General features: G+C 65.8%; 18 protein-coding genes. 12 read left to right on the top strand and 6 right to left on the bottom strand.

The annotated features are described in order from the left end of the window. The first annotated feature begins 2 nt into the window (after positions 1-2). The 3 genes from aauS to K5H97_RS06115 are packed head-to-tail and all read left to right on the top strand — an operon-like array spanning position 3 to position 3,596. Entirely contained in the window at positions 3-1,907 is a 1,905-nt protein-coding gene (gene aauS, locus K5H97_RS06125; protein WP_028690095.1) for a two-component sensor histidine kinase AauS, read from the top strand. Continuing rightward, positions 1,904-3,232, top strand: coding sequence for a two-component response regulator AauR (gene aauR, locus K5H97_RS06120; RefSeq protein WP_028690096.1), 1,329 nt, complete (start codon positions 1,904-1,906; stop codon positions 3,230-3,232). Before aauS ends, aauR begins: the two co-directional genes overlap by 4 nt. Positions 3,233-3,260: 28 nt before the next feature. Then, positions 3,261-3,596 carry a GlpM family protein gene (locus K5H97_RS06115; protein ID WP_028690097.1) on the top strand — a complete coding sequence of 112 codons (336 nt, stop codon included), beginning with the start codon at positions 3,261-3,263 and terminating at the stop codon, positions 3,594-3,596. 45 nt (positions 3,597-3,641) lie between these two features. On the opposite strand, the gene K5H97_RS06110 is transcribed toward K5H97_RS06115, so the two are convergent. Then, positions 3,642-4,637, bottom strand: coding sequence for an alpha/beta fold hydrolase (locus K5H97_RS06110; RefSeq protein WP_028690098.1), 996 nt, complete (start codon positions 4,635-4,637; stop codon positions 3,642-3,644). A gap of 197 nt (positions 4,638-4,834) precedes the next feature. On the opposite strand from K5H97_RS06110, the gene metR reads away from it, so the two are divergent. Next, positions 4,835-5,752, top strand: coding sequence for a transcriptional regulator MetR (gene metR, locus K5H97_RS06105; RefSeq protein WP_028690099.1), 918 nt, complete (start codon positions 4,835-4,837; stop codon positions 5,750-5,752). Here the strand turns inward: metR and K5H97_RS06100 are convergent. Further along, positions 5,736-6,149 (bottom strand): NUDIX hydrolase, encoded by a 414-nt coding sequence (locus tag K5H97_RS06100; protein ID WP_028690100.1) that lies wholly within the window; start codon positions 6,147-6,149, stop codon positions 5,736-5,738. The genes metR and K5H97_RS06100 overlap by 17 nt on opposite strands. Before the next feature lie 142 nt (positions 6,150-6,291). On the opposite strand from K5H97_RS06100, the gene K5H97_RS06095 reads away from it, so the two are divergent. Beyond that, positions 6,292-10,578 (top strand): DEAD/DEAH box helicase, encoded by a 4,287-nt coding sequence (locus K5H97_RS06095; RefSeq protein ID WP_028690101.1) that lies wholly within the window; start codon positions 6,292-6,294, stop codon positions 10,576-10,578. Positions 10,579-10,586: 8 nt separating this feature from the next. Here the strand turns inward: K5H97_RS06095 and K5H97_RS06090 are convergent, their stop codons facing one another. Next, positions 10,587-10,844, bottom strand: coding sequence for a type B 50S ribosomal protein L31 (locus K5H97_RS06090; RefSeq protein WP_028690102.1), 258 nt, complete (start codon positions 10,842-10,844; stop codon positions 10,587-10,589). 160 nt (positions 10,845-11,004) lie between these two features. Here K5H97_RS06090 and K5H97_RS06085 point away from each other — a divergent pair, with 160 nt between their 5' ends. Further along, complete coding sequence (locus K5H97_RS06085; RefSeq protein ID WP_028690103.1) at positions 11,005-12,624, top strand: FMN-binding glutamate synthase family protein; 1,620 nt, start codon at positions 11,005-11,007, stop codon at positions 12,622-12,624. Positions 12,625-12,685: 61 nt separating this feature from the next. On the opposite strand, the gene K5H97_RS06080 is transcribed toward K5H97_RS06085, so the two are convergent. Further along, a complete protein-coding gene (locus tag K5H97_RS06080) occupies positions 12,686-14,104 on the bottom strand; it encodes an amino acid permease (protein WP_028690104.1) in 1,419 nt (472 codons plus the stop codon). A 424-nt stretch (positions 14,105-14,528) separates the two neighbouring features. Between K5H97_RS06080 and K5H97_RS06075 the strand changes: the two genes are divergently transcribed. From K5H97_RS06075 to K5H97_RS06065, 3 genes are all read left to right on the top strand, one after another. Beyond that, on the top strand, positions 14,529-17,648 hold the full coding sequence (locus K5H97_RS06075; RefSeq protein WP_028690105.1) for a transglycosylase domain-containing protein: 3,120 nt from the start codon (positions 14,529-14,531) through the stop codon (positions 17,646-17,648). Positions 17,649-17,752: 104 nt separating this feature from the next. Then, a complete protein-coding gene (locus K5H97_RS06070) occupies positions 17,753-18,286 on the top strand; it encodes a PadR family transcriptional regulator (protein ID WP_028690106.1) in 534 nt (177 codons plus the stop codon). Then, positions 18,283-19,044 (top strand): siderophore-interacting protein, encoded by a 762-nt coding sequence (locus K5H97_RS06065; protein WP_028690107.1) that lies wholly within the window; start codon positions 18,283-18,285, stop codon positions 19,042-19,044. Before K5H97_RS06070 ends, K5H97_RS06065 begins: the two co-directional genes overlap by 4 nt. A gap of 170 nt (positions 19,045-19,214) precedes the next feature. On the opposite strand, the gene K5H97_RS06060 is transcribed toward K5H97_RS06065, so the two are convergent. Beyond that, entirely contained in the window at positions 19,215-19,841 is a 627-nt protein-coding gene (locus K5H97_RS06060) for a Pr6Pr family membrane protein (RefSeq protein WP_028690108.1), read from the bottom strand. Beyond that, positions 19,841-20,062, bottom strand: a complete 222-nt coding sequence (locus tag K5H97_RS06055) for a VF530 family protein (RefSeq protein ID WP_028690109.1) — start codon at positions 20,060-20,062, stop codon at positions 19,841-19,843. The genes K5H97_RS06060 and K5H97_RS06055 overlap by 1 nt, the downstream gene beginning before the upstream one ends. Positions 20,063-20,431: 369 nt before the next feature. On the opposite strand from K5H97_RS06055, the gene K5H97_RS06050 reads away from it, so the two are divergent. From K5H97_RS06050 to K5H97_RS06040, 3 genes are all read left to right on the top strand, one after another. Next, a complete protein-coding gene (locus tag K5H97_RS06050; protein WP_028690110.1) occupies positions 20,432-22,489 on the top strand; it encodes a TonB-dependent receptor in 2,058 nt (685 codons plus the stop codon). A gap of 301 nt (positions 22,490-22,790) precedes the next feature. Then, positions 22,791-24,137, top strand: coding sequence for a carbohydrate porin (locus tag K5H97_RS06045; RefSeq protein WP_028690111.1), 1,347 nt, complete (start codon positions 22,791-22,793; stop codon positions 24,135-24,137). A gap of 31 nt (positions 24,138-24,168) precedes the next feature. Continuing rightward, complete coding sequence (locus K5H97_RS06040; RefSeq protein WP_028690112.1) at positions 24,169-26,580, top strand: glucose/quinate/shikimate family membrane-bound PQQ-dependent dehydrogenase; 2,412 nt, start codon at positions 24,169-24,171, stop codon at positions 26,578-26,580. Positions 26,581-26,655 lie beyond the last annotated feature (75 nt).

Here is a 26,655-nt window from a genome sequence, read left to right as displayed (position 1 = left end):
TGATGAAATGCGACCCCTCGCTCCTTCGCCCTGCCCAGCCTGCCGTGAAATCCCGTCTGATCCGCCAACTGCTCCTCCCGCCCCTGGTCATTCTACTGATGGTTGGGCTGGGCTTCGTTGGCTTCTTGATCAGCGAGAGCAACGGCATCCGCACCCTCAGCGAGAACGGCGAGCGCCAGCTGGAGCTGCACGCCCGTACCGTCGAAAGCGAAATCAGCAAGTACACCTACCTGCCCAGCCTGCTGGAGTTGGAAGACAGCGTCTCGCGCCTGCTCACCGACCCCGAGGCCGGTGACCGTCAGGCCGTCAACGAATACCTCGAGGGCCTGAACCGGCGCAGCCGCAGCCGGGCGATCTTCGTCCTCGACACCAACGGCAGGGTCCAGGCCACCAGCAACTGGCGCGACGCCGACTCCTTCCTCGGCGAGGACCTGGCGTTTCGCGCCTACTTCCAGGTCGCCGTGCGCGGCGAGCCGGGGCGCTTCTACGGCATCGGCAGCACCACCGGCGAGGCCGGCTACTACCTGGCACACGGGTTGGAGGAACACGGCAAGATCATCGGCGTGGCGGTGATCAAAGTTCGCCTGGACACCCTTGAGGAGCGCTGGCAGCGTGCCCGTCTGGAGGCCTTTGTCAGCGACGAGAACGGCATCATCATTCTCTCCAGCGACCCGGCCCGGCGCCTGAAATCAGTACGCCCGCTCACCCCGCAGATCAAGGAGCGCCTCGCGCGCAGCCTGCAATACTACTGGTGGCCGCTCAACGAACTGCAACCGCTGGCCCGCGAAACCCTGGCCGACGGCGTGGAAAAGCTCACCTTCCCGGCCAACAGCGAGACCGACCAGGGCAAGCAACGTGAAGTCTCCTACCTGGCCCAGACCCGCCGCCTGGTCGACACCCCCTGGCATTTCACCCTGCTCACCCCGCTGCAGGACCTGCGCCGCGAATCGATGATGCAGGGCATCCTGGTGGGCGTGGCCTTCGCCCTGCTGGCGATCCTGGCCATCGCCTGGAACGAGCGGCGCAAGGTGATCGCCACCCGCCTGGCCGCCCGCGAGGCCCTGGAAGAGGCCAACAGCCAGCTGGAACGCAAGATCACCGAGCGCACCGCCGACCTGCGCGCCAGCAACGAACGGCTCAAGGGCCAGATCCGCGAGCGCCGCCACGCCGAGCAGACCCTGCGCCACGCCCAGGACGAACTGGTTCAGGCCGGCAAGCTGGCGGCCATCGGGCAGATGTCCACCAGCATTGCCCATGAGTTGAACCAGCCGCTGGCGGCCTTGCGCACCCTGTCCGGCAACACCGTGCGCTTCCTCGAACGCGGCGCGCTGGAAACCGCCAGCGCCAACCTGCGCACCATGAACGACCTGATCGACCGCATGGGCCGCATCACCGCCAGCCTGCGCTCGTTCGCCCGACGTGGCGACGACAGCGGCCAGGCCTCGCTAGAAAAGGCGGTGGAGGCTACCTTGCAGGTGCTGGCCAACCGCATCAGCGCCTGCCACCTGCAACTGCACCGACAGTTCGACGATCAACTGCTGGCCATCGACCAGACCCGGCTGGAACAGATCCTGGTCAACCTGATCGGCAACGCCCTCGACGCCATGGCCACCCAACCCCTGCCGCAACTGTGGCTCGAAGGCGAGACGCAGGGCGATAAGTATCGCCTGCGGGTGCTCGACAACGGCCACGGCATCGATGCCGAGGCGCGCAAGCACCTGTTCGAACCTTTCTTCACCACCAAACCGGGCGAGCATGGCCTGGGCCTGGGCCTGACCCTGTCGGCGAGCCTGGCCACCGCCGCCAAGGGTACACTGAGCGTCGAACATCCCGCCGGTGGCGGCACCGCGTTCGTGCTTGCCCTGCCCCTGGTCACGCCCCCTAGCGAATTGGCTGAGCCTCTATGAAACAAGCACCTCTCACCGTCCTGATCGTCGAAGACGACCCGCACGTGCTGCTCGGCTGCCAGCAGGCGCTGGCCCTGGAAGACATCGCCTGCGAAGGCGTCGGCAGCGCCGAGCAGGCCCTGGAGCGCATCGGCGACGACTTTGCCGGCATCGTCGTCAGCGATATCCGCCTGCCGGGCATCGATGGCCTGGAGCTACTCAACCGCCTCAAGGCCCGCGACCGCAGCCTGCCGGTGGTGCTGATCACCGGCCACGGCGACATCGACATGGCGGTCGGCGCCATGCGCAACGGCGCCTACGACTTCATGGAGAAACCCTTCTCGCCGGAGCGTCTGGTCGAGGTGGTGCGCCGGGCACTGGAACAGCGCGGCCTGTCTCGCGAGGTATTCGCCCTGCGCCGCCAACTGGCCGAACAGAGCAGCCTGGAAGGGCGTATCATCGGCCGCTCGCCGGCCATGGAGCAACTGCGCGAACTGATCGCCAACGTCGCCGACACCTCGGCCAACGTGCTGATCGAAGGCGAGACCGGCACCGGCAAGGAGCTGGTCGCCCGCTGCCTGCACGACTTCAGCCGGCGCCAGGGCCAGCCGTTCGTGGCGCTGAACTGCGGCGGCCTGCCGGAGAACCTGTTCGAAAGCGAGATCTTCGGCCACGAGGCCAATGCCTTCACCGGTGCCGGCAAGCGTCGCATCGGCAAGATCGAGCACGCCAATGGCGGCACGCTTTTCCTCGACGAGGTGGAGAGCATGCCGATCAACCTGCAGATCAAGCTGCTGCGCGTGCTGCAGGAGCGCACCCTGGAGCGCCTGGGCTCGAACCAGAGCATCCCGGTGGACTGCCGGGTGATCGCCGCTACCAAGTCCGACCTCGCCACCCTGGGCCAGAGCGGCCAGTTCCGCAGCGACCTGTACTACCGGCTCAACGTCGTTACCCTGGAGCTGCCACCACTGCGTGAGCGTCGCGAAGACATCCTGCAACTGTTCGAGCACTTCCTGCAGCAATCTGCCCTGCGCTTCGACCGCGAAGCGCCAGCGCTAGACAGCCAGACCCTGTCGCGGCTGATGGCTCACGACTGGCCGGGCAACGTGCGCGAGCTGCGCAACGTCGCCGAGCGCCATGCCCTGGGGCTGCCCGCATTCAAGAAGGGCCCAAGCGGCGGCGCCAGCCAGGGCCTGGGTTTTGCCGAGGCGGTGGAAGCGTTCGAACGCAACCTGCTCAGCGACGCCCTGCAGCGCACCGGCGGCAACCTCAGCCAGGCCAGCTTGGAGCTGGGCATGGCCAAGACCACGCTGTTCGACAAAGTGAAGAAGTACGGCCTCGGCTGATCGGCAACCCCAATCCTGGAATGAAAACGTGGACCTGGTATTCAAAGCGGCCCTGGGCGCCGGGGTGGTGGTGCTCCTGGCAATCCTGTCGAAGACCCGCAACTATTACATTGCCGGCTTGGTGCCGCTGTTTCCCACCTTTGCCCTGATCGCCCACTATATCGTCGGCAAGGGGCGGTCGCTGGAAGACCTGAAGGCCACCATCCTGTTCGGCATGTGGTCGATCATTCCCTACTTCGTCTATCTGGCGACGCTCTACGTGCTGGTCGATCGCCTGCGCCTGGAAGCTTCGCTGGTGCTGGCCACTGTGGCCTGGCTGATGGCGGCGACAGTGCTGGTGAGCGTTTGGGTAAGGATGCATTGAACCTATCGCGAAACGATGCTGGAAGCGGGCCTGCGGCGAGAGCCTTTAAAGCCGGGCAATATGCGTGACATCCTGTCGATGCGCCTGCAGGTAGGGTAGAACCGCCCCCAACAACGGCGCCTTGAACGGCTCCTGAAAGCGATGCGCCAGCCCAGGAATCAGCCGCAACTGGCTACCCTGGATATGCGCCGCCAGATGCACCCCGTGCATCACTGGCAACAAGGGATCGGCGGTGCCGTGCACCACCAGCGTCGGCACCCGCAATTGATTGAGCAGTTCGACCCGGCTGGGTTCGGCAAGGATCGCCATGATCTGGCGTTTGACCCCTTCCGGATTGAACGCCCGGTCATAGGCCACGGCAGCTTGTTCCAGCAGCGCGGCACGGTCATCCCGCACCTCGGGGCTGCCCAGTGCCGCCAGCAGATCGGCCTGCTGCTCGATGGCCACCTCGCGGCTCGGCGCACTGCGCCGCGCCAGCAACTGCACCAAAGCCGGATCCGGCGCCGGCAGGCCGGCAGCGCCCGAACTGGACATCACCAGGGTCAGGCTGCTCACCCGCTCCGGGGCCATCGCCGCCAGGTGCTGCGCGATCATGCCGCCCATGCTCACCCCCAGCACATGAAACTGACGGATCCCCAGGGCATCCATCAGGCGCAAACCGTCACCGGCCATGTCGGTGAGGGTATAAGGCGCCGACACCGGCAGCCCCAGCTTGTAGCGCAGCAGTTCGACGGTCAGGTTGGCCGAGGCAGGCAGTTGGTTCCAGCGCGACAGGCCGACATCGCGGTTGTCGTAGCGGATCACCCTGAAACCCTGGCGACACAAGGCCTCGACCACATCGTCCGGCCAGTGGATCAACTGCCCGCCCAGGCCCATGACCAGCAACAGCGCCGGGTCACGGGGCGCGCCGACGCTCTGGTAGACCAGGCTCAGTTCACCCAGTTCGGCCCGTTGCACCGGCACATGGACGTCGCAGCGACCCTCGGCGAAACTCGCCGGCACGCTGACCAGCAGCAAGAAGAAAAGCAGTAAAGCCCGCATGAAAGAAACACCAGAATGCAGATCCCCAGTAGAGCGCGAGTCTGATGAAATCCGTTCGGGCGCGCTGCCACAAAACCGTGACAGTTTCGTGAACCCGGCCGAGCGGTCGTGTATATCCGGTTGTCGACAGCACAGTGCAACATGAGGGAAACTCAACGCCAACTCGTTTTAGTTCAAAGAATGCTCACGGAGCCGTCGTGCTGGAAATCCGCCACCTGAAAACCCTTCATGCCCTACGCGAAGCCGACAGCCTTGTGGAGGCCGCCGAGCGCCTGCACCTGACCCAGTCAGCGCTGTCACACCAGTTCAAGGAGTTGGAAGAGCGCCTGGGCCTGCCGCTGTTCGTGCGCAAGACCAAGCCCATCCGCTTCACCAGCGCCGGCCTGCGCCTGCTGCAACTGGCCGACGCCACCCTGCCGCTGCTGCGCGGCGCCGAGCGCGATATCGCCCGCCTGGCCGGCGGCACCGCCGGACGCCTGCACATGGCCATCGAGTGCCACAGCTGCTTCCAATGGCTGATGCCGACCATCGACCAGTTCCGCGACGCCTGGCCGGAGGTGGAACTGGACCTGGCCTCGGGCTTCGCCTTCGCCCCGCTGCCGGCCCTGGCCCGTGGCGACCTGGACCTGGTGGTGACCTCCGACCCCGTGGACCTGGCCGGCATCACCTACGTGCCGCTATTCACCTATGAGGCCATGCTCGCCGTGGCCAACCAGCATGCGCTGGCCAGCAAGCCGTTCATCGTGCCCCAGGACCTGCTCGATCAGACCCTGATCACCTACCCAGTGGAGCGCGACCGCCTGGACATCTTCACCCGTTTCCTGGAGCCGGCCGACATCGAGCCGGCGGCGGTGCGCACCTCGGAGCTGACGGTGATGATGATGCAACTGGTGGCCAGCGGCCGCGGCGTGTGCGGCATGCCGCACTGGGCGCTGCACGAGTACAGCTCGCGGGGCTACGTGAAGGGCAAGCGCCTGGGCGAGAAAGGGTTGTTCGCCACGCTCTACGCCGCAGTGCGCACCGACATGCTCGATGCGCCATACATGCGCGACTTCCTGCTGACCGCCAAGGACACCTCGTTCGCCACCCTGGACGGGGTCAGCGCGGTACGTTGAGGCCTTCGCGCCACAGCGGCAGGATCAGGTCGCGAGTCAGAGGGGCCAGATCCAGGTCCGTCGCCTGGTCGGCGGACAGCCAGGTCACCTCTTCGATTTCCGCCGCCGGGCTTACCGTCTCGACGCATTGGACGCGAAACAACTCGGCCTGCACTTCGAAGCCCGGTTCGTTGGCGGCCGGGGCACTGAAACGGCCCAAGTGAACGGCCTGGGCCGGATCGACGCACAAGCCCAGCTCCTCGTGCAGCTCGCGCACCAGCGCCTGGGCCGGCGACTCGCCCGCATCGATCTTGCCGCCGGGCTGCATGAACGCCTGGGTGCCGCGTTTGCGGACCAGCAGGGTGCGGCCTTGCAGGTCGATGAGCAAAGCGGCGGCGATACGGATGGTGTTGGACATGCTGGACTCACGAGCAGATGAAGGGCCGCAGAATACCTGACCAGGCCCTATCGCGGGGCAAGCCCACGCGTAATCGGCAACTCCGGAACAGGCGGACGAACGGCCCCTTGCCAAGTCGCCGGCAACCCGCCATAACCAACCCATGAACCTCCCTGCCCCGCAACACCCGGTGCTCGGCCTGTTCCACCCCGCCGTCGCCACCTGGTTCCACCAGCGATTCGCCACGGTCACCGAGGCCCAGGCCGGCGCCTGGCCGTTGATCCACGGTGGCCAGTCGATGCTGCTGGCCGCCCCGACCGGCTCGGGCAAGACCCTCAGCGCCTTCCTCGCCGTGCTCGACGAGCTGTTTCGCCAGGGCCTGGCACAAGGCGGCGAACTGCCGGCGCAGACCCTGGTCGTCTACGTCTCACCGCTCAAGGCGCTGTCCAATGACATCCGCTTGAACCTCGACGCGCCGCTCGCAGGCATCGGCGGGCAACTCGAACAGTCTGGTCTCAAAGCCCCGCGCATCACCACCGCCGTACGCACCGGCGATACCCCGCAGAAGGAGCGCGCGGCCATGCGCAAGCTGGCGCCGCATATCCTGGTGACCACGCCGGAATCACTCTATGTGCTGATGGGCTCGGCCTCGGGCCGCGAGGGGCTGGCCAACGTGCACACGGTGATCGTCGACGAGATCCACGCGCTGGCCGGCAACAAGCGCGGTTGCCACCTGGCGCTGACCCTTGAGCGTCTGCAGGCCCTGACTGGCCGGCCGCTGCGGCGCATCGGCCTGTCCGCCACGCAGCGCCCAGTGGAGCGCGTGGCGCGTTTCCTGGTCGGGCAGGAACGTCCCTGCGCCATCGTCGATATCGGCCATGCCCGCCATCGTGACCTGGCCCTGGAAGTGCCACCCGTGCCGCTGGGCGCGGTGATGGCCACGGATGTCTGGGACCTGGTCTACGACCGCCTCGCCACCCTCGCCCGCGAGCACCGCACCACCCTGGTGTTCGTCAACACCCGGCGCCTGGCCGAGCGCCTGACCCGTCACCTTGGCGAGCGCCTGGGCAACCACGCGGTGGCAGCGCACCACGGCAGCCTGGCCAAGGAGCATCGCCTGGCCGCCGAGCAGCGCCTCAAGGGCGGCGAACTGCAGGTGCTGGTGGCCACCGCCTCGCTGGAGCTGGGAATCGATATCGGTGAGGTCGACCTGGTCTGCCAGATCGCCTCACCGGGTTCGATCGCTGCCTTCCTGCAGCGCGTCGGACGCTCCGGCCACCAGGTCGACGGCGTGCCCAAGGGGCGCCTGTTTCCCACCTCACGGGACGATTTGATCGAGTGTGTCGCCCTGCTCGACTGCGTGCGCCAGGGCGAGCTGGACGAACTGCACATCCCGGCGGCGCCACTGGATGTACTGGCCCAGCAGATCATCGCCGAGGTCGGCAACCAACCGTGGGAAGAACGGGCGCTGTTCGACCTGCTACGCCGAGCCAGTCCCTACGCCCTGCTCGACGAAGGCCACTACCAGGCCCTGCTGCGCATGCTTGCCGAGGGCTTCAACGGTCGCCAGGGCATCCGCAGCGCCTACCTGCACCGTGATGCGCTGAACCACACCCTGCGTGGGCGCCGTGGCAGCCAGTTGACCGCCCTGACCAGCGGCGGCACCATCCCCGAAACCGCCGACTATGCCGTGCTGCTCGAACCCCAGGCGCTGAACATCGGCAGCGTCAACGAAGACTTCGCGGTGGAGAGCATCGCCGGCGATATCTTCCAGCTGGGCAATGCCTCCTATCGCATCCTGCGGGTCGAACCTGGTCGAGTGCGGGTCGAAGACGCCCACGGCCTGCCGCCGACCATCCCGTTCTGGCTGGGGGAGGCGCCGGGGCGCAGTGACGAGCTGTCCGCCGCGGTGGCCCGCCTGCAGCAGCGGATCGACCTGCAATTGCAGGCCAGCGATGGTCCGCAGATGCGCGCCTGGCTGCAAGCGACCTATACCCTGGATGAAACCTGCGCCGCGCAACTGCTCGACTACCTGGGCCGCACCTGGCAGGTGCTGGGCGCCCTGCCTTCGCAGCAGACACTGGTCATGGAGCGCTTCTTCGACGAGTCCGGCGGTACCCAGCTGATCATTCACTCGCCCTTCGGCAGCCGGGTCAACCGGGCCTGGGGCCTGGCCCTGCGCAAGCGCTTCTGCCGTACGTTCAATTTCGAGCTGCAGGCGGCGGCCAGCGAGGACGCCATCGTGCTGTCGCTGTCCACCAGCCACAGCTTCGCCCTGGACGAAGTGTGGCGCTACCTGCACAGCAGCACCGCGGAGCCGATCCTGGTCCAGGCCCTGCTCGATGCGCCGCTGTTCGGCGTGCGCTGGCGCAGGAATGCGGCGGTGGCCCTGGCGTTGCCGCGCTATGTGGGCGGACGCAAGGTGGCGCCGCAGATCCAGCGCATGAAGGGCGAGGACTTGGTTGCCGCAGTGTTCCCCGACCAGATCGCCTGCCTGGAAAACATTGTCGGCGAACGCCAGATCCCCGATCACCCGCTGGTGCAACAGACCCTCGACGACTGCCTGCACGAGGCCATGGACAGCGAGGGCTGGCTGGCGTTGTTGCGGCGCATGGAAAACGACGAGGTGCGCCTGCTCAGTCGCGACCTGTCGGCCCCGTCGCCGCTGGCATCCGCCATCCTCAACGCTCGGCCCTATACCTTCCTCGATGACGCGCCCTTGGAGGAACGGCGTACCCAGGCCGTGCTCAACCGACGCTGGAACGAGGTGCACAGCGCCGACGACCTGGGTGCGCTGGACGGCGATGCCATCGCCGCGGTACAGGCCGAGGCCTGGCCACAGGCGAGCAACGCTGACGAAATGCATGAGGCGCTGATGAGCCTGGGTGCCATTGCCCAACCTGAAGTCGAGGTCAATCACGGTTGGTCGCAGCTGCTGTTGCAGCTGGCCAAGGCAGGGCGTGCCTGTCATCTGGATGTTGGGGAGCGACGCCTGTGGTTCGCCCGCGAGCGCCTGCAAGCGATGCGGATCCTGTATCCCGAGGCACGCCCGGCCCCGGACGTTGCGGTGCTGCCGGGTTTCGCCGATGTATGGGACCTCGACACGGCCCTGGTCGAGTTGCTGCGCGCCCGACTCAGTGGCTTCGGGCCGCTAACCTTGCCCGAGCTCATCGATCCGCTTGCACAGGCAGCGGGTAATGCCGAACAGGCCCTGGCCCGCCTGGAAGGCGAAGGCTATGTGATGCGTGGCCACTTCAGCCCAGGCCAGACCGGCCCGCAGTGGTGCGAGCGGCATCTACTGGCACGCATCCACCGCTACACGGTCAAGCGCCTGCGCCAGGAAATCGAGCCGGTCAGCCTGCAGGACTTCATGAGGTTTTTGTTCGACTGGCAGCACCTGGGCGGCGAAACACGCCTGCGCGGGCCGCAGGCGCTGGGCGAAGTGCTCGCCCAACTGCAAGGTTTCCCAGCCGCCGCCGGGGCCTGGGAAAGCGACCTGTTGCCGGCACGGATCAAGGGCTACAGCCCGCACTGGCTGGACGACGCCTGTCGCAGTGGCCAGTGGGCCTGGAGCCGGCTGGCGTCCACGCTGTCAGCCAGCACCCTGGCCAGCACGCCGCTGGTGCTGCTGCCCCGCGAGCACCTGGAACTGTGGCGCAGCCTGGCGCCCACTCCGGACCTCGAACAACTGGGTGCACGCGCACGGCGGGTGTTGCAGACGCTGCAGGAACAAGGCGCCTTGTTCTTCGATGAGCTGGCCCACGAAGCTCATCTGCTACCCAGCGAGCTGGAGTCGGCCCTGCAGGAGCTGGTCGGATCGGGCTTGGCCAGCGCCGATGCTTTCAGTGGCCTGCGCAGCCTGATCACTCCGGCGGCCAAGCGCGCTTCGCGTAACAGCCGCCGCGGCCATCCGGCGCTGTCGAGCAGCATGGTCCACGCCGGACGCTGGGCGCTGCTGCGCCGTTCGAGCGTTGCAGTGGATGCAGGCAAGCGCCTGGAGCATGTCGCCCGCAGCCTGCTGCGCCGCTATGGCGTCGTCTGCTGGCGCCTGCTGGAGCGCGAGAGCGATGTGCTGCCGCCGTGGCGCGACCTGTTGCGCTGCTACCACCGCCTCGAGGCCCGCGGCGAGATCCGTGGCGGGCGCTTTATCGCCGGGCTGGCGGGGGAGCAGTTCGCCTTGCCCGAAGCGGTGGGGCTATTGCGCCAGGTACGCAGGCGCTCACCGCAAGGCGAGCTGGTGGTGGTCAGCGGCTGCGATCCGTTGAACCTGGTGGGTACCTTGTTGCCTGGGGCCAAGGTAACGGCGGTGGCGGGCAACCGCGTCCTGTACCGGGAGGGTGTCGCGGTGGCCACCCGGGTGGCGGGCAAGTACCAGTTTCTTGTCGATGCGCCAGCCACCGAACAGGCGCAATGGCGCCAGCATCTGTTGCGCGACGCACCGTCTGTTTGACTACGCGATCAACGCTTGGCCTGGAAACCGGCGAAGCGCTTGTTGAACCCGGCCACCCGCCCTTCGACCGTGGTCTTGCGCTGCTGCCCGGTGTACACCGGATGCGAGGCACTGGAGACATCCAGCGCCACGTACGGATAGGTCTGCCCATCGCTGTGCACCTGGGTGCGGTCGGTCTCGACGGTCGAGCCGATCAGGAAGAACACATCGGCGGCAGTGTCGTGGAACAGCACGGGGCGATAGGCAGGGTGGATACCAGCTTTCATGGGGGCAATCTCCTGTAAGTTATGGATACTTTATAACATATCTCATCGCGAATGATTTTCGATACCCCAATTTTCATTTTTCCCCCAGCGCCCAAACGGGCTATGGTCGGGGTTTGCCCCAGGCCCCTGAGCCTGACCGAGCCATTCGCAAGGACACCGTATGAGCCTGTCACTCCTCAGCCGTTACGCCTTCTTCGCCGCCTGCGTGCTGTTCACCCTCGCCAGCCTGCCGTTCCTCGCCCACGACTGGTTGTGGCCGTTCACCCTGACCACCGGGGTACTCAGCCTGATTGGCGTGTTCGACCTGCTCCAGCAACGCCACGCGGTCCGTCGCAACTACCCGATCCTGGGCAACATCCGCTACCTGGTCGAGGGCATCCGCCCGGAGATCCGCCAGTACCTGCTGGAATCCGACAGCGACGCGCTGCCCTTCTCCCGCGCCCAGCGCTCACTGGTCTACGCCCGGGCCAAGAACGAAGCCTCGGACAAACCCTTCGGTACCTTGATCGACGTCTACGAGTCGGGCTTCGAGTTCATCGGCCACTCCATGCGCCCCGCGCCGTTGGCCGACCCGGCGAGCTTTCGCGTCAGCGTCGGCGGCCCGCAGTGCACCCAGCCGTACTCGGCGTCGATCTTCAACATCTCGGCCATGAGCTTCGGCTCGCTCAGCGCCAACGCCATCCGGGCCCTCAACCAGGGCGCCAAGCTGGGCAATTTCCACCACGACACCGGCGAAGGCAGCATCAGCCCCTACCACCGCGAACATGGCGGCGACCTGGTCTGGGAACTGGGCAGCGGCTACTTCGGCTGCCGCACCGCGGACGGCCGCTTCGACCCCGAGCGCTTCGCCGTCCAGGCGCAGAACCCGCAGGTGCGGATGATCGAGATCAAGATGAGCCAGGGCGCCAAGCCCGGCCATGGCGGCATCCTGCCCAAGCACAAGGTGACCCGGGAAATCGCCGAGACCCGTGGCGTCATGATGGGCGAGGACTGCATCTCGCCATCACGCCACAGCGCCTTCTCGACCCCGATCGAGATGATGCAGTTCATCGCCCAGCTGCGTGAGCTGTCCGGCGGCAAGCCGGTGGGCTTCAAGTTCTGCCTGGGCCACCCATGGGAATTCATGGGCATCGCCAAGGCCATGCTGGAGACCGGCATCCTGCCCGACTTCATCGTCGTCGACGGCAAGGAAGGCGGCACCGGCGCCGCCCCGGTGGAGTTCACCGACCATATCGGCGTGCCGCTGCGCGAGGGCCTGCTGTTCGTGCACAACACCCTGGTCGGCCTGAACCTGCGCGACAAGATCAAGCTCGGCGCCAGCGGCAAGATCGTCAGCGCCTTCGACATCGCCAGCGTGCTGGCCATCGGCGCCGACTGGGCCAACTCGGCGCGCGGTTTCATGTTCGCCATCGGCTGCATCCAGTCGCAGAGCTGCCACACCAACAAGTGCCCGACCGGCGTGGCCACCCAGGACGCCCTGCGCCAGCGTGCGCTGGTGGTGCCGGACAAGGCCCAGCGGGTGCTGAACTTCCACCACAACACCCTGCGCGCCCTGGCCGAGATGCTCGCCGCGGCGGGCCTGGAACATCCGGCGCAATTGGAGGCCAAGCACCTGGTGCGGCGCATCTCGGCCACCGAGATCAAGCTGTTCTCGCAGATGCACGTGTTCCTCAAGCCGGGCGAACTGCTCACCGGCGAGGTCAATGGGCAGTTTTATTCGCGGATGTGGCAGTTGGCCCGGGCCGACAGTTTCGAGCCGCATAGCGAGGTGGCGGCCTGATCGGCCACGCGATGAGGGCCATACAAAAACAAAGCCCCGGCACTGGCCGGGGCTTTGTTCATCAGGAGGCGGTACTCGCCACGCCTTGGGCCTCTTTCGGCGCCAGACGGAAGGTGTAGTACAGCGCCGTCAGCAGCACCAGGAATGCCGGACCGATGTACAAGGCCACGCGGGTATCCGGGAAGTACGCCATCAGCCCCACCACCAGTACCAGGAACGCCAGCGCCAGGTACGAACTCAACGGCCACAGCCACATGCGGTATTTCAGCGCGTTGCGCTCGGCGGTACTCAGCCCGGCGCGGAACTTCAGTTGCGCCAGCAGGATCATCACCCAGGTCCAGATCGCGCCGAAAGTGGCGATCGAGGTCACCCAGACGAACACCTTCTCCGGCACCAGGTAGTTGGCCAGCACGCCCAGCAGCAGCGCGGCGATCGACAGCAGCAGCGCGTTGCGCGGCACGCCGCTCTTCGAGGTACGGGCGAAAGTGGCCGGGGCCTGGCCGTTCTGCGCCAGGCTGTAGAGCATGCGCCCGGTGCTGAAGATACCGCCGTTGCACGACGACAGCGCGGCGGTGATCACCACGAAGTTGATGATGCCGGCGGCGGTCTTGATGCCGAGGCGCTCGAAGGTCATCACGAACGGGCTGCCCTGGCTGCCGATCTCGTTCCACGGATAGATCGACAGGATCACGAACAGCGCGCCCACATAGAACAGCAGGATGCGCCAGAACACCGAGCCAATGGCCTGGGGGATGGTCTTCTGCGGGTTGCGCGCTTCGCCGGCGGTCAGGCCGATCATTTCCACGCCCAGGTAGGCGAACATCACCATCTGCAGCGACATCAGCACGCCGGTCACGCCATTGGGCATGAAGCCGCCGTTGCGCCACAGGTTGGAGATACCCATGGCCACGCCGTCGTTACCGAAACCGAAGGCGATGATGCCAATACCGCCGAGCACCATGGCGATGATGGTGACGATCTTGATCAGGGCAAACCAGAACTCGAACTCGCCGAACGCCTTGACCGCAATCAGGTTGATCGCGCCCATGCTGCCCAGGGCCATCAGCGCCCAGATCCAGCGCGGCACATCGGGGAACCAGATGCCCATGTAGATGGCCACCGCGGTGATCTCGGCGACGCAGGTCACCAGCCACAGGAACCAATAGTTCCAGCCGGTGAGGAAGCCCGCCAGGGGGCCGAGGTAGTCTTGCGCGTAGCGGCTGAAGGAGCCTGCCACCGGGTTGTGCACGGCCATCTCGCCGAGGGCGCGCATGATCACCAGGATGGCCAGGCCACCGATGATGTAGGAGAGCATGATGGCGGGGCCGGCCATTTCGATGGCCTTGGCCGATCCCAGGAACAGGCCGACGCCGATACAGGCGCCAAGGGCCATCAGACGGATGTGCCGTTCGCCCAGCTCGCGCTTGAGCGGGCCGCCCTGGACGGACGCGTCGTGGGCAGGATGGTTGCCGACTGGCATAGCAATACAACCTCATTTTGTTATTGGATTTGACCTTCGTGCAGCACCGACCACGCCGATAGGCGGGGCGTCGTCTCGCCAGGCCGCGTTGTGGGCGGCCTGTCCACCGGACGCGGGGCGCCGGCGGGTCGAAGGGGGCGAGCAGTATAGGAAGCCAATTGCAGGGCTTTTCACTATATAAAACGGGATATTTGGCGAGAATTCTCGGCAAAAAGCCCTTAACCGGAGGGGCATTCTGGCCTCGCTCCACCCATGCACAGGAATGGGGCAGCTACATTAACAACATTGCCGAAGAATGGAAGTCGCACCAAAGGCGCATGTTCATACGCTATCGCTCGAAGCTTCTTACAAATTTTTCACCAAACTTGGCCAGCGTCTAAGCTTCAGACAAGCAACGCGAAAACACCTGGCCGGACTCAAGACTATGGGCGCACTGTGGCAATCGGAACCAACCAGAACGGAAGCACCCAAAGCACCTCAGGCTGAAGCCCCCTTGCCCAAGACCCCACGTCAGCGCCGCCTGTGGTGGCGCCTGATCCTGCTCATCCTGTTGATCGGCCTGGTCGCGGTGGGCCTTGCCGCCTATGACGAATTCCAGACCTCGCGCCTGCAATCGCGTGAGTTCAGCCGCCTGGCCGGTACCCTCACCTACGCCCTTGAGCCCGGCCCGAGCGATGCCATCGTCTACCCGGGCGAGGGTCCGTTCGACAGGCGCCTGGGCTACAGCGCCCTGGGCGAATTCCTGCCGCGACTGCTCAAGCGCGACTACCTGATCAACCAGCAGGTGCGTTTCTCCCCGGCGCTGATGAACTACGTCGATCACGGCCTGTTCGTCCCCTATGTGGAGAAGATCCAGGCTGGCCTGTCGATCACCGACTGCCGCGGCGACATGCTCTATCAATACAACTACCCGCAGCACCTGTACCCGAACTTTGCGGCGATCCCGCCGGTGATGGTCAACAGCCTGCTGTTCATCGAGAACCGCGACCTGCTCGACCCGAAAGACCCGCAGAACAACCCAGCGGTGGACTGGCCACGCTTCGCCAAGGCCGCCTATAGCCAGGTGGCCAAGTACCTGGCCCTGCCCGGGCAGTCAGCCGGCGGCAGCACCCTGGCCACCCAATTGGAGAAATACCGCCACTCGCCGGACGGGCTGACCGTCTCAGGCGCCGAGAAGATCCGCCAGATGATTTCCGCCAGCGTGCGTGCCTACCAGGGCGGCCCCGACACCACCGAGGCTCGCGAGCGCATCGTGCGCGACTACCTCAACAGCGTGCCGCTGTCGGCGGTACCCGGCCACGGCGAGGTGCACGGCATGGCCGAAGGCCTGCGGGTGTGGTACGGCGCCGACTTCGACCAGGTCAACCAGGCCCTCACCTCCACCGCCAGCGACGAAAAGAGCATGGCCGAACGCGGCTTGGCCCTGCGCCAGGTGCTGTCGCTGATGATCGCCCAGCGCCGCCCTTCGCATTACCTGTCCAAGGGCCGCATCGAACTGGCCGAGCTCACCGATTCGCACATCCGTGTACTCGCCGCCAACGGCATCATCGAGCGTGCCCTGGCCGACGCCGCCCTGGCCAGCAAGGCGGTGTACCGCGACTGGGTGGCCCAGCCGACCATCGTGCCGATTATCACCAACAAAGGCATCAGCCTGGCCCGCAACCGCCTGGCAGCCATGCTCAACCGGCCGCTTTACGACCTCGACCGCCTCGATCTGTCGGCCACCAGCACCCTGCAGGCCGACCTGCAGGTGCAGGTCAGCCAGTACCTGAAAAACCTCGCCGACCCGGTATTCGCCGCGCAGATGGGCCTGATCGGCGAACGCCTGCTCACGGCCAAGACCACCGACCAGGTGAGCTACAGCTTTACCCTGTTCGAACGTACCGCCGACGGTTCGCGGGTACGGGTGCAGACCGACAGCACCAACCAGCCCTTCGACATCAATGAAGGCAGCAAGCTCGAACTGGGCTCCACCGCCAAGCTGCGGGTGCTGACCACCTACCTGGAAATCATCGCCGAGCTGCACGACAAGTATGCCGGCAAGCCGGCGGCCGAGCTGAAGAAGGTCCCGGTGGCCGAGCTCGACCGCATCACCCAGTGGTCGCTGGAATGGCTGATGCAGAACAGCAAGAACCAAGGCCTGGATGCCATGCTCGACGCGGCGCTCGAGCGCAAGTACTCGGCCAACACCGGCGAGGCCTTCTTTACCGGTGGCGGCATGCATGTGTTCAACAACTTCCGCAAGGAAGACAACAATCGCAACCCCACGCTCAAGGATGCCCTGCGCGAGTCGATCAACCTGCCGTTCATCCGCCTGATGCGCGACATCGTGCGCTACGTCACCTATCAGCAGCCGTTCAACCGCGAACCACTGCTCAGGGACGACAGCGATCCGCGCCGCCAGGAATACCTGGCGCGCTTCGCCGACCGCGAAGGCTCCAACTACACCATGCGTTTCTGGAAGAAGTACCAGCGCAAGACCTCGCAGCAGCGCCTGGACACCTTCCTCGACAGCATGCGGGTAACCCCGCAGCGCTTGGCCGCGGTGCACCGCTACCTGTTCCCCGAGGCCGGCCAGGAGACCTTCAACGCCTTCGTTCGCGCCCACAGCAAGGAAGACAAGAAGGCCATGGCCAAGCTCACCGACGGCCGCCTGGTGGAGATGTACGAAGCCTACGGCCCGGGCAAGTACGACTTGCCTGACCAGGGCTACATCGCCAAAGTCCACCCGCTGGACCTGTGGCTGCTCGGCTACCTGCTGAAGAACCCCGGCGCCTCGCTCAAGGACGCCCTCAACGCTAGCCGCTTCGAGCGCCAGGAGGTCTACAGCTGGCTGTTCAAGAGCCGCCACCAGGGCGCCCGCGACAGCCGCATCCGCACCATGGTCGAGATCGAGGCGTTCACCGATATCCACCAGCGCTGGAAGCGCGTCGGCTACCCGTTCGACCACCTGGTACCGTCGCTGGCCACCGCCATCGGCAGCTCCGGCGACCGTCCGGCCGCGCTCTCCGAACTGGTCGGGATCATCCAGAACGACGGCGTGCGCCTGCCCACGCTGCGCATCGACACCCTGCACTTCGCCCAGAACACCCCCTACGAAACGCAGCTGATCAGCGACCCGGACCGTGGCCAGCGGATTCTCCCGGTGGAAGTCGCCCGGGCGCTCAAGGGCGCCATGTCGCAGGTGGTCGACGCCGGCACCGCGCGGCGCATCTCCGGCAGCTTCAAGCTGCACGACGGCACCCCGCTGGTGATGGGCGGCAAGACCGGCACCGGCGACAACCGCATCGAAAGCTTCGGCGCCGGCGGCCGGTTGATCGGCTCGCGTTCGCTGAACCGCACCGCGACCTTCGTGTTCTTCCTCGGCGACAACCACTTCGGCACCCTTACCGCGTTCGTCCCGGGGCGCTCGGCAGAAGCGTTCACGTTCACCTCGGCGTTGCCGGTGCAGGTGCTCAAGGGCATGGCACCGATTCTCATGCCGTATCTGGAGCCGGGCAATCCCACCGCCTGCAAGGCACCACAAGTGGCAGGCCAGTCCTGAACCATCAAAAAAACAGATGATAATCATCTGCATTTGAGGGCTTGTCTTTAGATATATCTTGAGTAATATCTTGCGATATATCTAAACAGACGGAGCCCTTCCCCATGCGCGACCACGACCCCTTCGAACGCCGTCCCGGCCGCGGCGAACGTGGCCCGCGGGTATTCGCCCCGGGCGACCTGAAGTTGCTGATGCTTTCGATGCTGGCCGAGCAACCCGGCCATGGCTACGACCTGATCCGCCAGATCGAGACCCTCTTCGACGGCAGCTACAGCCCCAGCCCCGGGGTGATCTACCCCACACTTAGCTATCTCGAGGAAGCCGAGCTGGTCACCGGCGCCATCCAGGGCAGCAAGCGCCTCTACGCCATCACCGATGCCGGCCGCAGTGCCTTGCAGGAACAGGCCGTCGCCCTCGACGGCGTGCGCATGCGCATCGAGGTTAGCAAGCGCGCCCTGCGCGGCCACGACCGGCCGCCGGAAATCCATGAAGCGGTCGGCAACCTGCGCCACGCCCTGCACATGCACAGCGGCCGCTGGACCAGCGAAGAGATCGAGCGGGTGCGCAACCTGCTCAACGACACCGCCAAGGCCATCGCCTCCGGGCCGGCCAACCTTGTTACGGAGAACACCCCATGAGCGACACCATTCATCGCGTCAACCATGAGATTCGCCAGCGCCGCCTCGAAGTGCTGCGGGTCACCGACCTCACCCCGCGCATGCGCCGCATTACTCTCGGTGGCGCGGAGCTAACCGGTTTCACCAGTGTCGGCACGGACGACCACATCAAGCTGCTGTTCGCCTGCACGCCCGAAGAGCAGCAGGCCATCGACGCGCGCAACCTGGGCCGTGATGGCGGCGCCCGGCCGACCATGCGCGAGTACACGCCACGGCGCATCGACCTGGTGAACAACCAGCTGGATATCGATTTCGTCCTGCATGGCGATGGCCCCGCCTCCACCTGGGCGGCCCAGGCCGCGCCCGGCCAGACCCTGGACATCGCCGGCCCGCGGGCCTCGATGGTGGTGCCGGATATCTTCGACAGCTACTTGCTGATCGGCGACGAGACGGCGATCCCGGCCATTGCCCGTCGCCTGGAAGAACTGCCGGCGGGCCGCCAGGTACTGGCGGTGATCCAGATCGAGGACGAGCAGGAGCGCCAGGTGCTGACGAGCAAGGCCCAGGTCGAGGTGATCTGGGTGCGCCGGCACCAGGAGGATGTGCTGGAGCGGGTGAAGCACCTGGCGTTGCCCCAGGGCCGGTTGTATGGCTGGGTGGCGCTGGAGAAGGCTCTGACCCGCCAGGCCAAGGCGCTGCTGCTGGAGAAAGGCGTTCCCGAGGATGCCCTCAAGGCTGCGGCTTACTGGCGAGCTGACGGCACTGCCGACGACGAATGATCAGAATCTGCACACCCCGTGTAGGAGCGGCCTTGCCGAGGTGTCGGCCCGGTCGGAAAGGGCTGCAAAGCAGCCCCGGGATCTCAGCGCCAAGGCAGAAATTGCCGAGGCCGCTGTGCGGCCCGTTCGCGACACAAGGCCGCTACTACAGGGATTGCATATGGCCAATCTCATGAATGCCTGCGCCAGCGATCCAACCCCAGCAATACCAACCCGATCCCCCAGAATCCCGCCAGCACCATCAGGGCATTGCCCAGCACCTGCCCATATCCCAACCGTGCCACGTCGATGAACGGATAGGGATAGACCCCAATCTCATGCCCGCGTAGCAGCACGAAGGCAAAATACAACACCGGGTACAGCGCCCAGGCCGCCAGGTGCCAGAGCCGCAATTGCCCCTTGGGCACCTCCAGCCACCAGTACAGGACGAACACCAGCGGCATCACATCGTGCAGCAGTTCGTCCGCCAGCCACTGCCAGCCCTGGGGCTGCCAAAGGTGGCGCAGCAACAGGCTGTAGGCCAGTGCCACCAGCAGAATGCTCGCGGCGATGCATGAGCTCACAGCGGGTGACAAGAACCAGCGCCTGGCCGCCGACTCGCGGCCGAACGCGGCCTGGCTGAGCACGGTGGCCACCAGCGTATTGCTCAACACCGTGAAAAAACAGAATAGGTTGACCAGCCCGCCGATCAGGCTGGCCTGCTCCTGCCAGCGCGCCAGCAGCACCAGGTACAACTGGATCGCCAGGCCCGTCCAGCCGAGGACGGCCGCCAGGGTCAGCCAGGGGCGGGGCGGCATCAGCCTTTGCGCTGCAGCTTCACGTACAGCTGCTCGACCTTTTCCCGTGCCCACGGGGTCTTGCGCAGGAAGGTCAGGCTCGACTTGATGCTCGGGTCGCTTTTGAAGCAGCGGATGTCGACGCGCTCGGCCAGGCCCTGCCATTGGTAGTGCGCCACCAGTTCGGTAAGGATCTGCTCGAGGGTCTTGCCGTGCAGCGCGTTGTGATTGGCCGTGCTCATGCCAGTGCTCCAGGTTCGGGAAGGTGCGCACCTTACACGAGTGTAGTGGCATCTACAGCCTCTACCGCTGAGCCCTGTAGGAGACTGCCCAGCCCTTCGGGCCACGCTGTCGCGCTGGAAACTGTCCTCTGTGGGAGCGGCCTTGCGTCGCGAAAGGGGCGCGCAGCGGCCCCAGGTTCTGAGCCACCATCAAAAATTGCCGGGGCTGCTGCGCAGCCCTTTCGCGACGCAAGGCCGCTCCCACAGGGCTGGACGATCGCCTACAGGGTAAACACGTTACTTCACAAAGTACTGGCCCGTGGCAAACAGCTTGTGATGAAATGTTATAAAGTAACTATTAACAATTCTGCCAAGGAACGCCACATCCCCATGCGTCACATGCCGCTGCACCTCTCTCCCCTTGCCGTCGCGCTCTGGCTGGTCTCCACCTCCAGCCAGGCCGTGGAACTGCAACCCCAGGTGATCACTGCCAACCCGCTGGGCAACGCCCAACTGGCCGCGCCCAGCACCGTCCTCGAAGGCGACGACCTGCTGCAACAGCAACACGCCAGCCTCGGTGAAACCCTCAACAAACAGCCCGGCGTCGCCTCCACCTGGTTCGGCCCCGGTGCCAGCCGCCCGGTAATCCGCGGCCTGGACGGCGACCGTATTCGTATCCTGCGCAACGGCGTCGGCGCCCTGGACGCCTCGTCGCTGTCCTACGACCACGCCGTGCCACTGGACCCGGTCACCGTCGAGCGGGTCGAGATCGTCCGCGGCCCGGCCGCCCTGCTATATGGCGGCAACGCCATCGGTGGCGTGGTCAACACCTTCGACAACCGCATCCCCGACTCGCCCATCGACGGCATCCATGGCGCGGGCGAACTGCGCTACGGCGGCGCCGACACCACCCGCAGCAGCGCTGGCAAGCTGGAGGCCGGCAACGGCGCCTTCGCCCTGCACCTGGACGCCAACAGCCGCCAGTTCAACGACCTGCGCATCCCCGGCTACGCCCGCAGTTCGAAGGTCCGCGATGCCGACGAGCCCGGCGGCAAGCACCGCCTGGAGAACAGCGACGGTCGCCAGGACGGCGGTGCGATCGGCGGTTCGTACCATTGGGATCACGGCTACACCGGCCTGTCCTACAGCCGCTACGACAGCAACTACGGCTCGGTGGCCGAGCCCGGCGTGCGCCTGGACATGCAGCAGGACCACTACGGCTTCGCCTCGGAACTGCGCGACCTCGACGGGCCGTTCAGCTCGGTCAAGGTCGATGCCGGCTACACCGACTACCAGCACCGCGAAATCGAAAGCGGCGAGGTGCACACCACCTTCAAGAACAAAGGCTACGAAGCGCGCATCGAGGCCCGTCACCAGCCGCTGGGCCCGGTCGAGGGCGTGGTCGGCGCCCAGGTCAGCCGCAACGAATTCTCCGCGCTAGGCGAGGAAGCCTTTGTCCCGCACACCGATACCGACAGCCTGGCGCTGTTCCTGCTTGAGCAATGGCAGGCCAGCGAACGCCTGAACCTGAGCCTGGGCGCGCGCCTGGAACACACCCGGGTCGATCCGGATGCCAAGGGCAACGAGAACTTCGCCGGGGCCGACAGCGCCAGCAGCTTCAACGCCTTGAGCCTGTCCTCGGGCGCGGTGTACCAGCTCGACCCGATCTGGTCGCTGGCCGCCAACCTTGGCTACACCGAGCGCGCGCCGACTTTCTACGAGCTGTACGCCAACGGTGCCCACGTGGCCACCGGCGCCTACGAGATCGGCGATCCGAACCTGAACAAGGAGGAGGCCATCTCCACCGACCTGGCCCTGCGCTTCGACAACGGCACCCACAAGGGCAGCGTCGGCGTGTTCTACAGCCATTTTCGCAACTACATCGGCCTGATTGGCACCGGCAACCTGCGTGAAGGCCATCATCACGACCACGACGATCATGACCATGACCATGACCACGATCATGATCATGACCACGGCGATATCCCCGAGTATGCCTATCAGGGCGTGCGGGCACGTTTCTACGGCATCGAGGCCCAGGACCGCTGGCAACTGCTGAAAAACCACTACGGCAGCTTCGCCCTGGAACTGTCCGGCGACTACACCCGGGCCAAGAACCTCGACAGCGGCGAGCCGCTGCCGCGCATCGCCCCGCTGCGCCTGAACAGCGGCCTGGTCTGGGAGCTGGACCGCTGGCAGGCGCGTGTCGATGTGCAGCACGCGGCGTCACAGCATCGCAAACCGGCCAACGAGACCAGCACCGATGGCTACACCACCCTCGGCGCCAGCCTGGGGTATCGCTTCGACATCGGCCAGAGTGAATGGCTGGCCTTCGTGCGCGGCGAGAACCTCACCGACCAGACCGTGCGCTATGCCAGCTCGATCCTGCGTGATATCGCGCCGGCGCCGGGGCGTAGTGTGCAGGTGGGGCTGCGTACCAGCTTCTGATTGCCAGGGGCGCTATGCGCCCCTTTCGCCGGCAAGCCGGCTCCCACAGGACTGCGCTGTACCGGTGGGAGCCGACTTGCCGGCGAATAGGCTACAAAGCAGCCTCCTGCGCACTTACTGTTACCCCGTCAGCAACAATCCCCTGCGACATTTTGTCTTTTTTTCTTACAACTTCCCCTATATCCTCCCCGCCGCAAGCTGAATCGCTTCATTCGATACCCAACGCAGTCATTTCCCTTCGAAGATCTCGCACTTCGTTGCGCTTGCCGTTTCTTCAACAATCAAAAGATAGCGCTATCTCATGCTCCAGCTGCCCAATACCCGCTACTCCGGCCTCGCCCTCGCCACCCTGCTCGGCGCCCTGTCCCCCACCACCAGCGCCAGCGAAATGTTCGCCAAGGACTCGCCGTGGATGCTCGGAGACTGGGGCGGAACCCGCAGCGAGCTGCTGGAGAAAGGCTATGACTTCACCCTCGGCTACACCGGCGAGATGGGCAGCAACCTGCACGGCGGCTACAGCCATGACCGCGCGGCGCGCTACAGCGACCAGTTCACCTTCGGCGTGAACATGGACCTGCAAAAGATCCTCGGCTGGCAAGACACCGAGTTCCAGCTGACCGTCACCGAACGCCATGGCGACAACATCAGCAACGACCGCATCAACGACCCGCGCGTCGGCGGTTTCACCTCGGCCCAGGAGGTCTGGGGCCGTGGCGAGACCTGGCGGCTGACGCAGATGTGGATCAAGCAGAAATACTTCGATGGCACGCTGGACGTGAAATTCGGCCGCTTTGGCGAAGGCGAGGACTTCAACAGCTTCCCCTGCGACTTCCAGAACCTGGCGTTCTGCGGCTCGCAGGTGGGCAACTGGGTCGGCGGCATCTGGTACAACTGGCCGGTCAGCCAGTGGGCCCTGCGCGTGCGCTACAACCTGAACGACGCACTCTACGCCCAGGTCGGCGTTTTCGAGCAGAACCCCTCCAACCTCGAGAGCGGCAACGGCTTCAAGCTCAGCGGCAGCGGCACCCAGGGCGCGGTGATGCCGATCGAACTGGTCTGGAGCCCGCGGGTCAATGGCCTGAAAGGGGAATATCGCGCCGGCTACTACTACAGTAATGCCAAGGCACAGGATGTACTCAAGGACAGCACCGGCGCGCCTGCCGCCATCAGCGGCGCCGCCTACCGCAGCAGCTCGAGCAAGCATGGCCTGTGGCTCGGCGCCCAGCAGCAGGTAACCGCGCTGGCCTCCGACCAGTCGCGCGGCCTGAGCCTGTTCGCCAATGCCACGGTGCACGACAAGAAGACCAATGCCATCGACAACTATGTGCAGGCAGGTGTGGTTTACAAAGGGCCCTTCGATGCCCGCGCCAAGGACGACATCGGTTTCGCCCTGGCCCGCGTGCACGTCAATCCCGGCTACCGCAAGAACGCCCGCCTCATCAACCAGGCCAACGGCCTGGACGACTACGACAACCCCGGTTTCCTGCCCGTGCAGGACACCGAATACAGCGCCGAACTCTATTACGGCATCCACCTGGCCGACTGGCTCACCGTGCGCCCGAACCTGCAGTACATCCGCCATCCGGGCGGGGTGTCGCGGGTCGACGACGCCCTGATCGGCGGCCTGAAGATCCAGAGCAGTTTCTAACCCGACCCTTTCACACTACGGAGAACAGACGATGAGCACTGACGGTGCCAAGAATGGAACCCGCTGGCTACCGCGCCTGATGGGCGTATTGCTGCTGCTGATGGGGCTGGCCCTGCTGGCCGGCGGCATCAAGCTGAGCCAGCTGGGTGGCTCGCTTTACTACCTGATTGCCGGTATCGGCTTCGCCTTGTCCGGCATCCTGCTGCTGGCCAAGCGTCGCATCGCCCTGGGCCTGTATGGCCTGATGCTGCTGGGCAGCACCGCCTGGGCGCTGCTGGAAGTCGGCCTGGACTGGTGGCAGCTGGTGCCGCGCCTGGCCATCTGGTTCGCCATCGGCGTGGTCCTGCTGCTGCCGTGGGCACGCCGCCCGCTGGTCGGCCCCGCGTCGAAAGTCAACACCGCCCTGCTCAGCGTCGCCGTGGTCGCCTCCGGCGCCACCGCCGTGGCCAGCCAGTTCACCCACCCGGGCGAGATCCGTGGCGAGTTCACCCGCGACAACAGCGAGATGGGCAGCGCCGCTCCGGCCATGCCGGAGGGTGAATGGCAGGCCTACGGCCGCACCGAACACGGCGACCGCTACTCGCCGCTGCGCCAGATCACCCCGCAGAACGCCTACCGCCTGGAAGAGGCCTGGCGCATCCGCACCGGCGATCTGCCAAGCGAAAACGACCCGGTGGAGCTGACCAACCAGAACACCCCGCTGAAGGTCAACGGCATGCTCTATGCCTGCACCGCCCACAGCCGCCTGCTGGCCCTGGACCCGGATACCGGCGCCGAAATCTGGCGCTACGACCCCCAGGTCAAGAGCCCTACCGGCACCTTCAAGGGCTTCGCCCACATGACCTGCCGCGGCGTCTCGTACTATGACGAGAACAACTACGTCAGCCGTGACGGCAGCCCCGCGCCGAAGATTACTGACGCCGGCCAGGCCGTGGCCCAGGCATGCCCGCGCCGCCTGTACCTGCCCACCGCCGACGCCCGCCTGATCGCCATCAACGCCGACACCGGCAAGGTTTGCGAAGGCTTCGCCAACCAGGGCGTGATCGACCTGACCCGCGGCATCGGCCCGTTCACCGCCGGTGGCTACTACTCCACCTCGCCCGCGGCGATCACCCGCAGCCTGGTGATCATCGGTGGCCATGTCACCGACAACGAATCGACCAACGAGCCGTCCGGCGTAATCCGCGCCTACGACGTGCACGACGGCCACCTGGTGTGGAACTGGGACAGCAACAACCCGGACGACACCAAGCCCCTGGCCGACGGGAAAATGTACAGCCGCAACTCGGCCAACATGTGGTCGATCGCCAGCGTCGACGAAGACCTGGGCATGATCTACCTGCCGCTGGGCAACCAGACCCCCGACCAGTGGGGTGCCGACCGCACTCCGGGTGCCGAGAAGTACAGCGCCGGCATCGTCGCCCTGGACCTGGCCACCGGCAAGGCGCGCTGGAACTACCAGTTCACCCACCACGACCTGTGGGACATGGACGTCGGCAGCCAGCCGACCCTGGTTCACCTGAAGACCGACGACGGCGTCAAGCCGGCGGTCATCGTGCCGACCAAGCAAGGCAGCCTGTACGTGCTCGACCGCCGCGACGGCACGCCGATCGTGCCGATCCGCGAGATCCCGGTACCGCAGGGCGCCGTGAAAGGCGACCACACCGCGCCGACCCAGGCCCGCTCCGACCTCAACCTGCTCGGCCCCGATCTGACCGAACAGGCCATGTGGGGCGCCACGCCGTTCGACCAGATGCTCTGCCGCATCCAGTTCCGCAGCCTGCGTTACGAAGGCCAGTACACGCCGCCTTCCGAGCAGGGCAGCCTGGTCTACCCAGGCAACGTAGGCGTGTTCAACTGGGGCAGCGTGTCGGTCGACCCGGTGCGCCAGATCCTCTTCACCTCGCCGAACTACATGGCCTTCGTGTCGAAAATGATCCCGCGCGAGCAGGTAGCAGAAGGCAGCAAACGCGAAAGCGAGACCAGCGGCGTGCAGCCGAACGCCGGCGCGCCGTACGCGGTGACCATGCACCCGTTCATGTCGCCGCTGGGCATCCCGTGCCAGGCACCGGCCTGGGGCTATGTGGCGGCCATCGACCTGTTCACCAACAAGGTGGTGTGGAAGCACAAGAACGGCACCACCCGCGACAGCACCCCGGTGCCGATCGGCATGCCGGTGGGCGTGCCGAGCATGGGCGGCTCGATCGTCACCGCCGGTGGCGTGGGCTTCCTCAGCGGCACCCTGGACCAGTACCTGCGCGCCTACGACGTGAAGAACGGCCAGGAGTTGTGGAAGGCTCGTCTGCCGGCCGGCGGCCAGGCCACGCCGATGAGCTACACCGGCAAGGACGGCAAGCAGTACGTGCTGGTCACCGCGGGCGGCCATGGCTCGCTGGGCACTAAAATGGGCGACTACATCATCGCTTACAAATTGGCTGAGTAAGCGTCACGCCTGTCGCAGGGCAGGCCCGCTCCCAACCAGGGAGCGGGCTTACCCGCTATTGTTCCCCCCGCGGTT

Origin of the sequence: Pseudomonas mosselii, from assembly GCF_019823065.1 — a bacterium.
Lineage (GTDB): Bacteria > Pseudomonadota > Gammaproteobacteria > Pseudomonadales > Pseudomonadaceae > Aquipseudomonas > Aquipseudomonas mosselii.
This window is presented reverse-complemented; position numbering and strand designations above follow the sequence as displayed.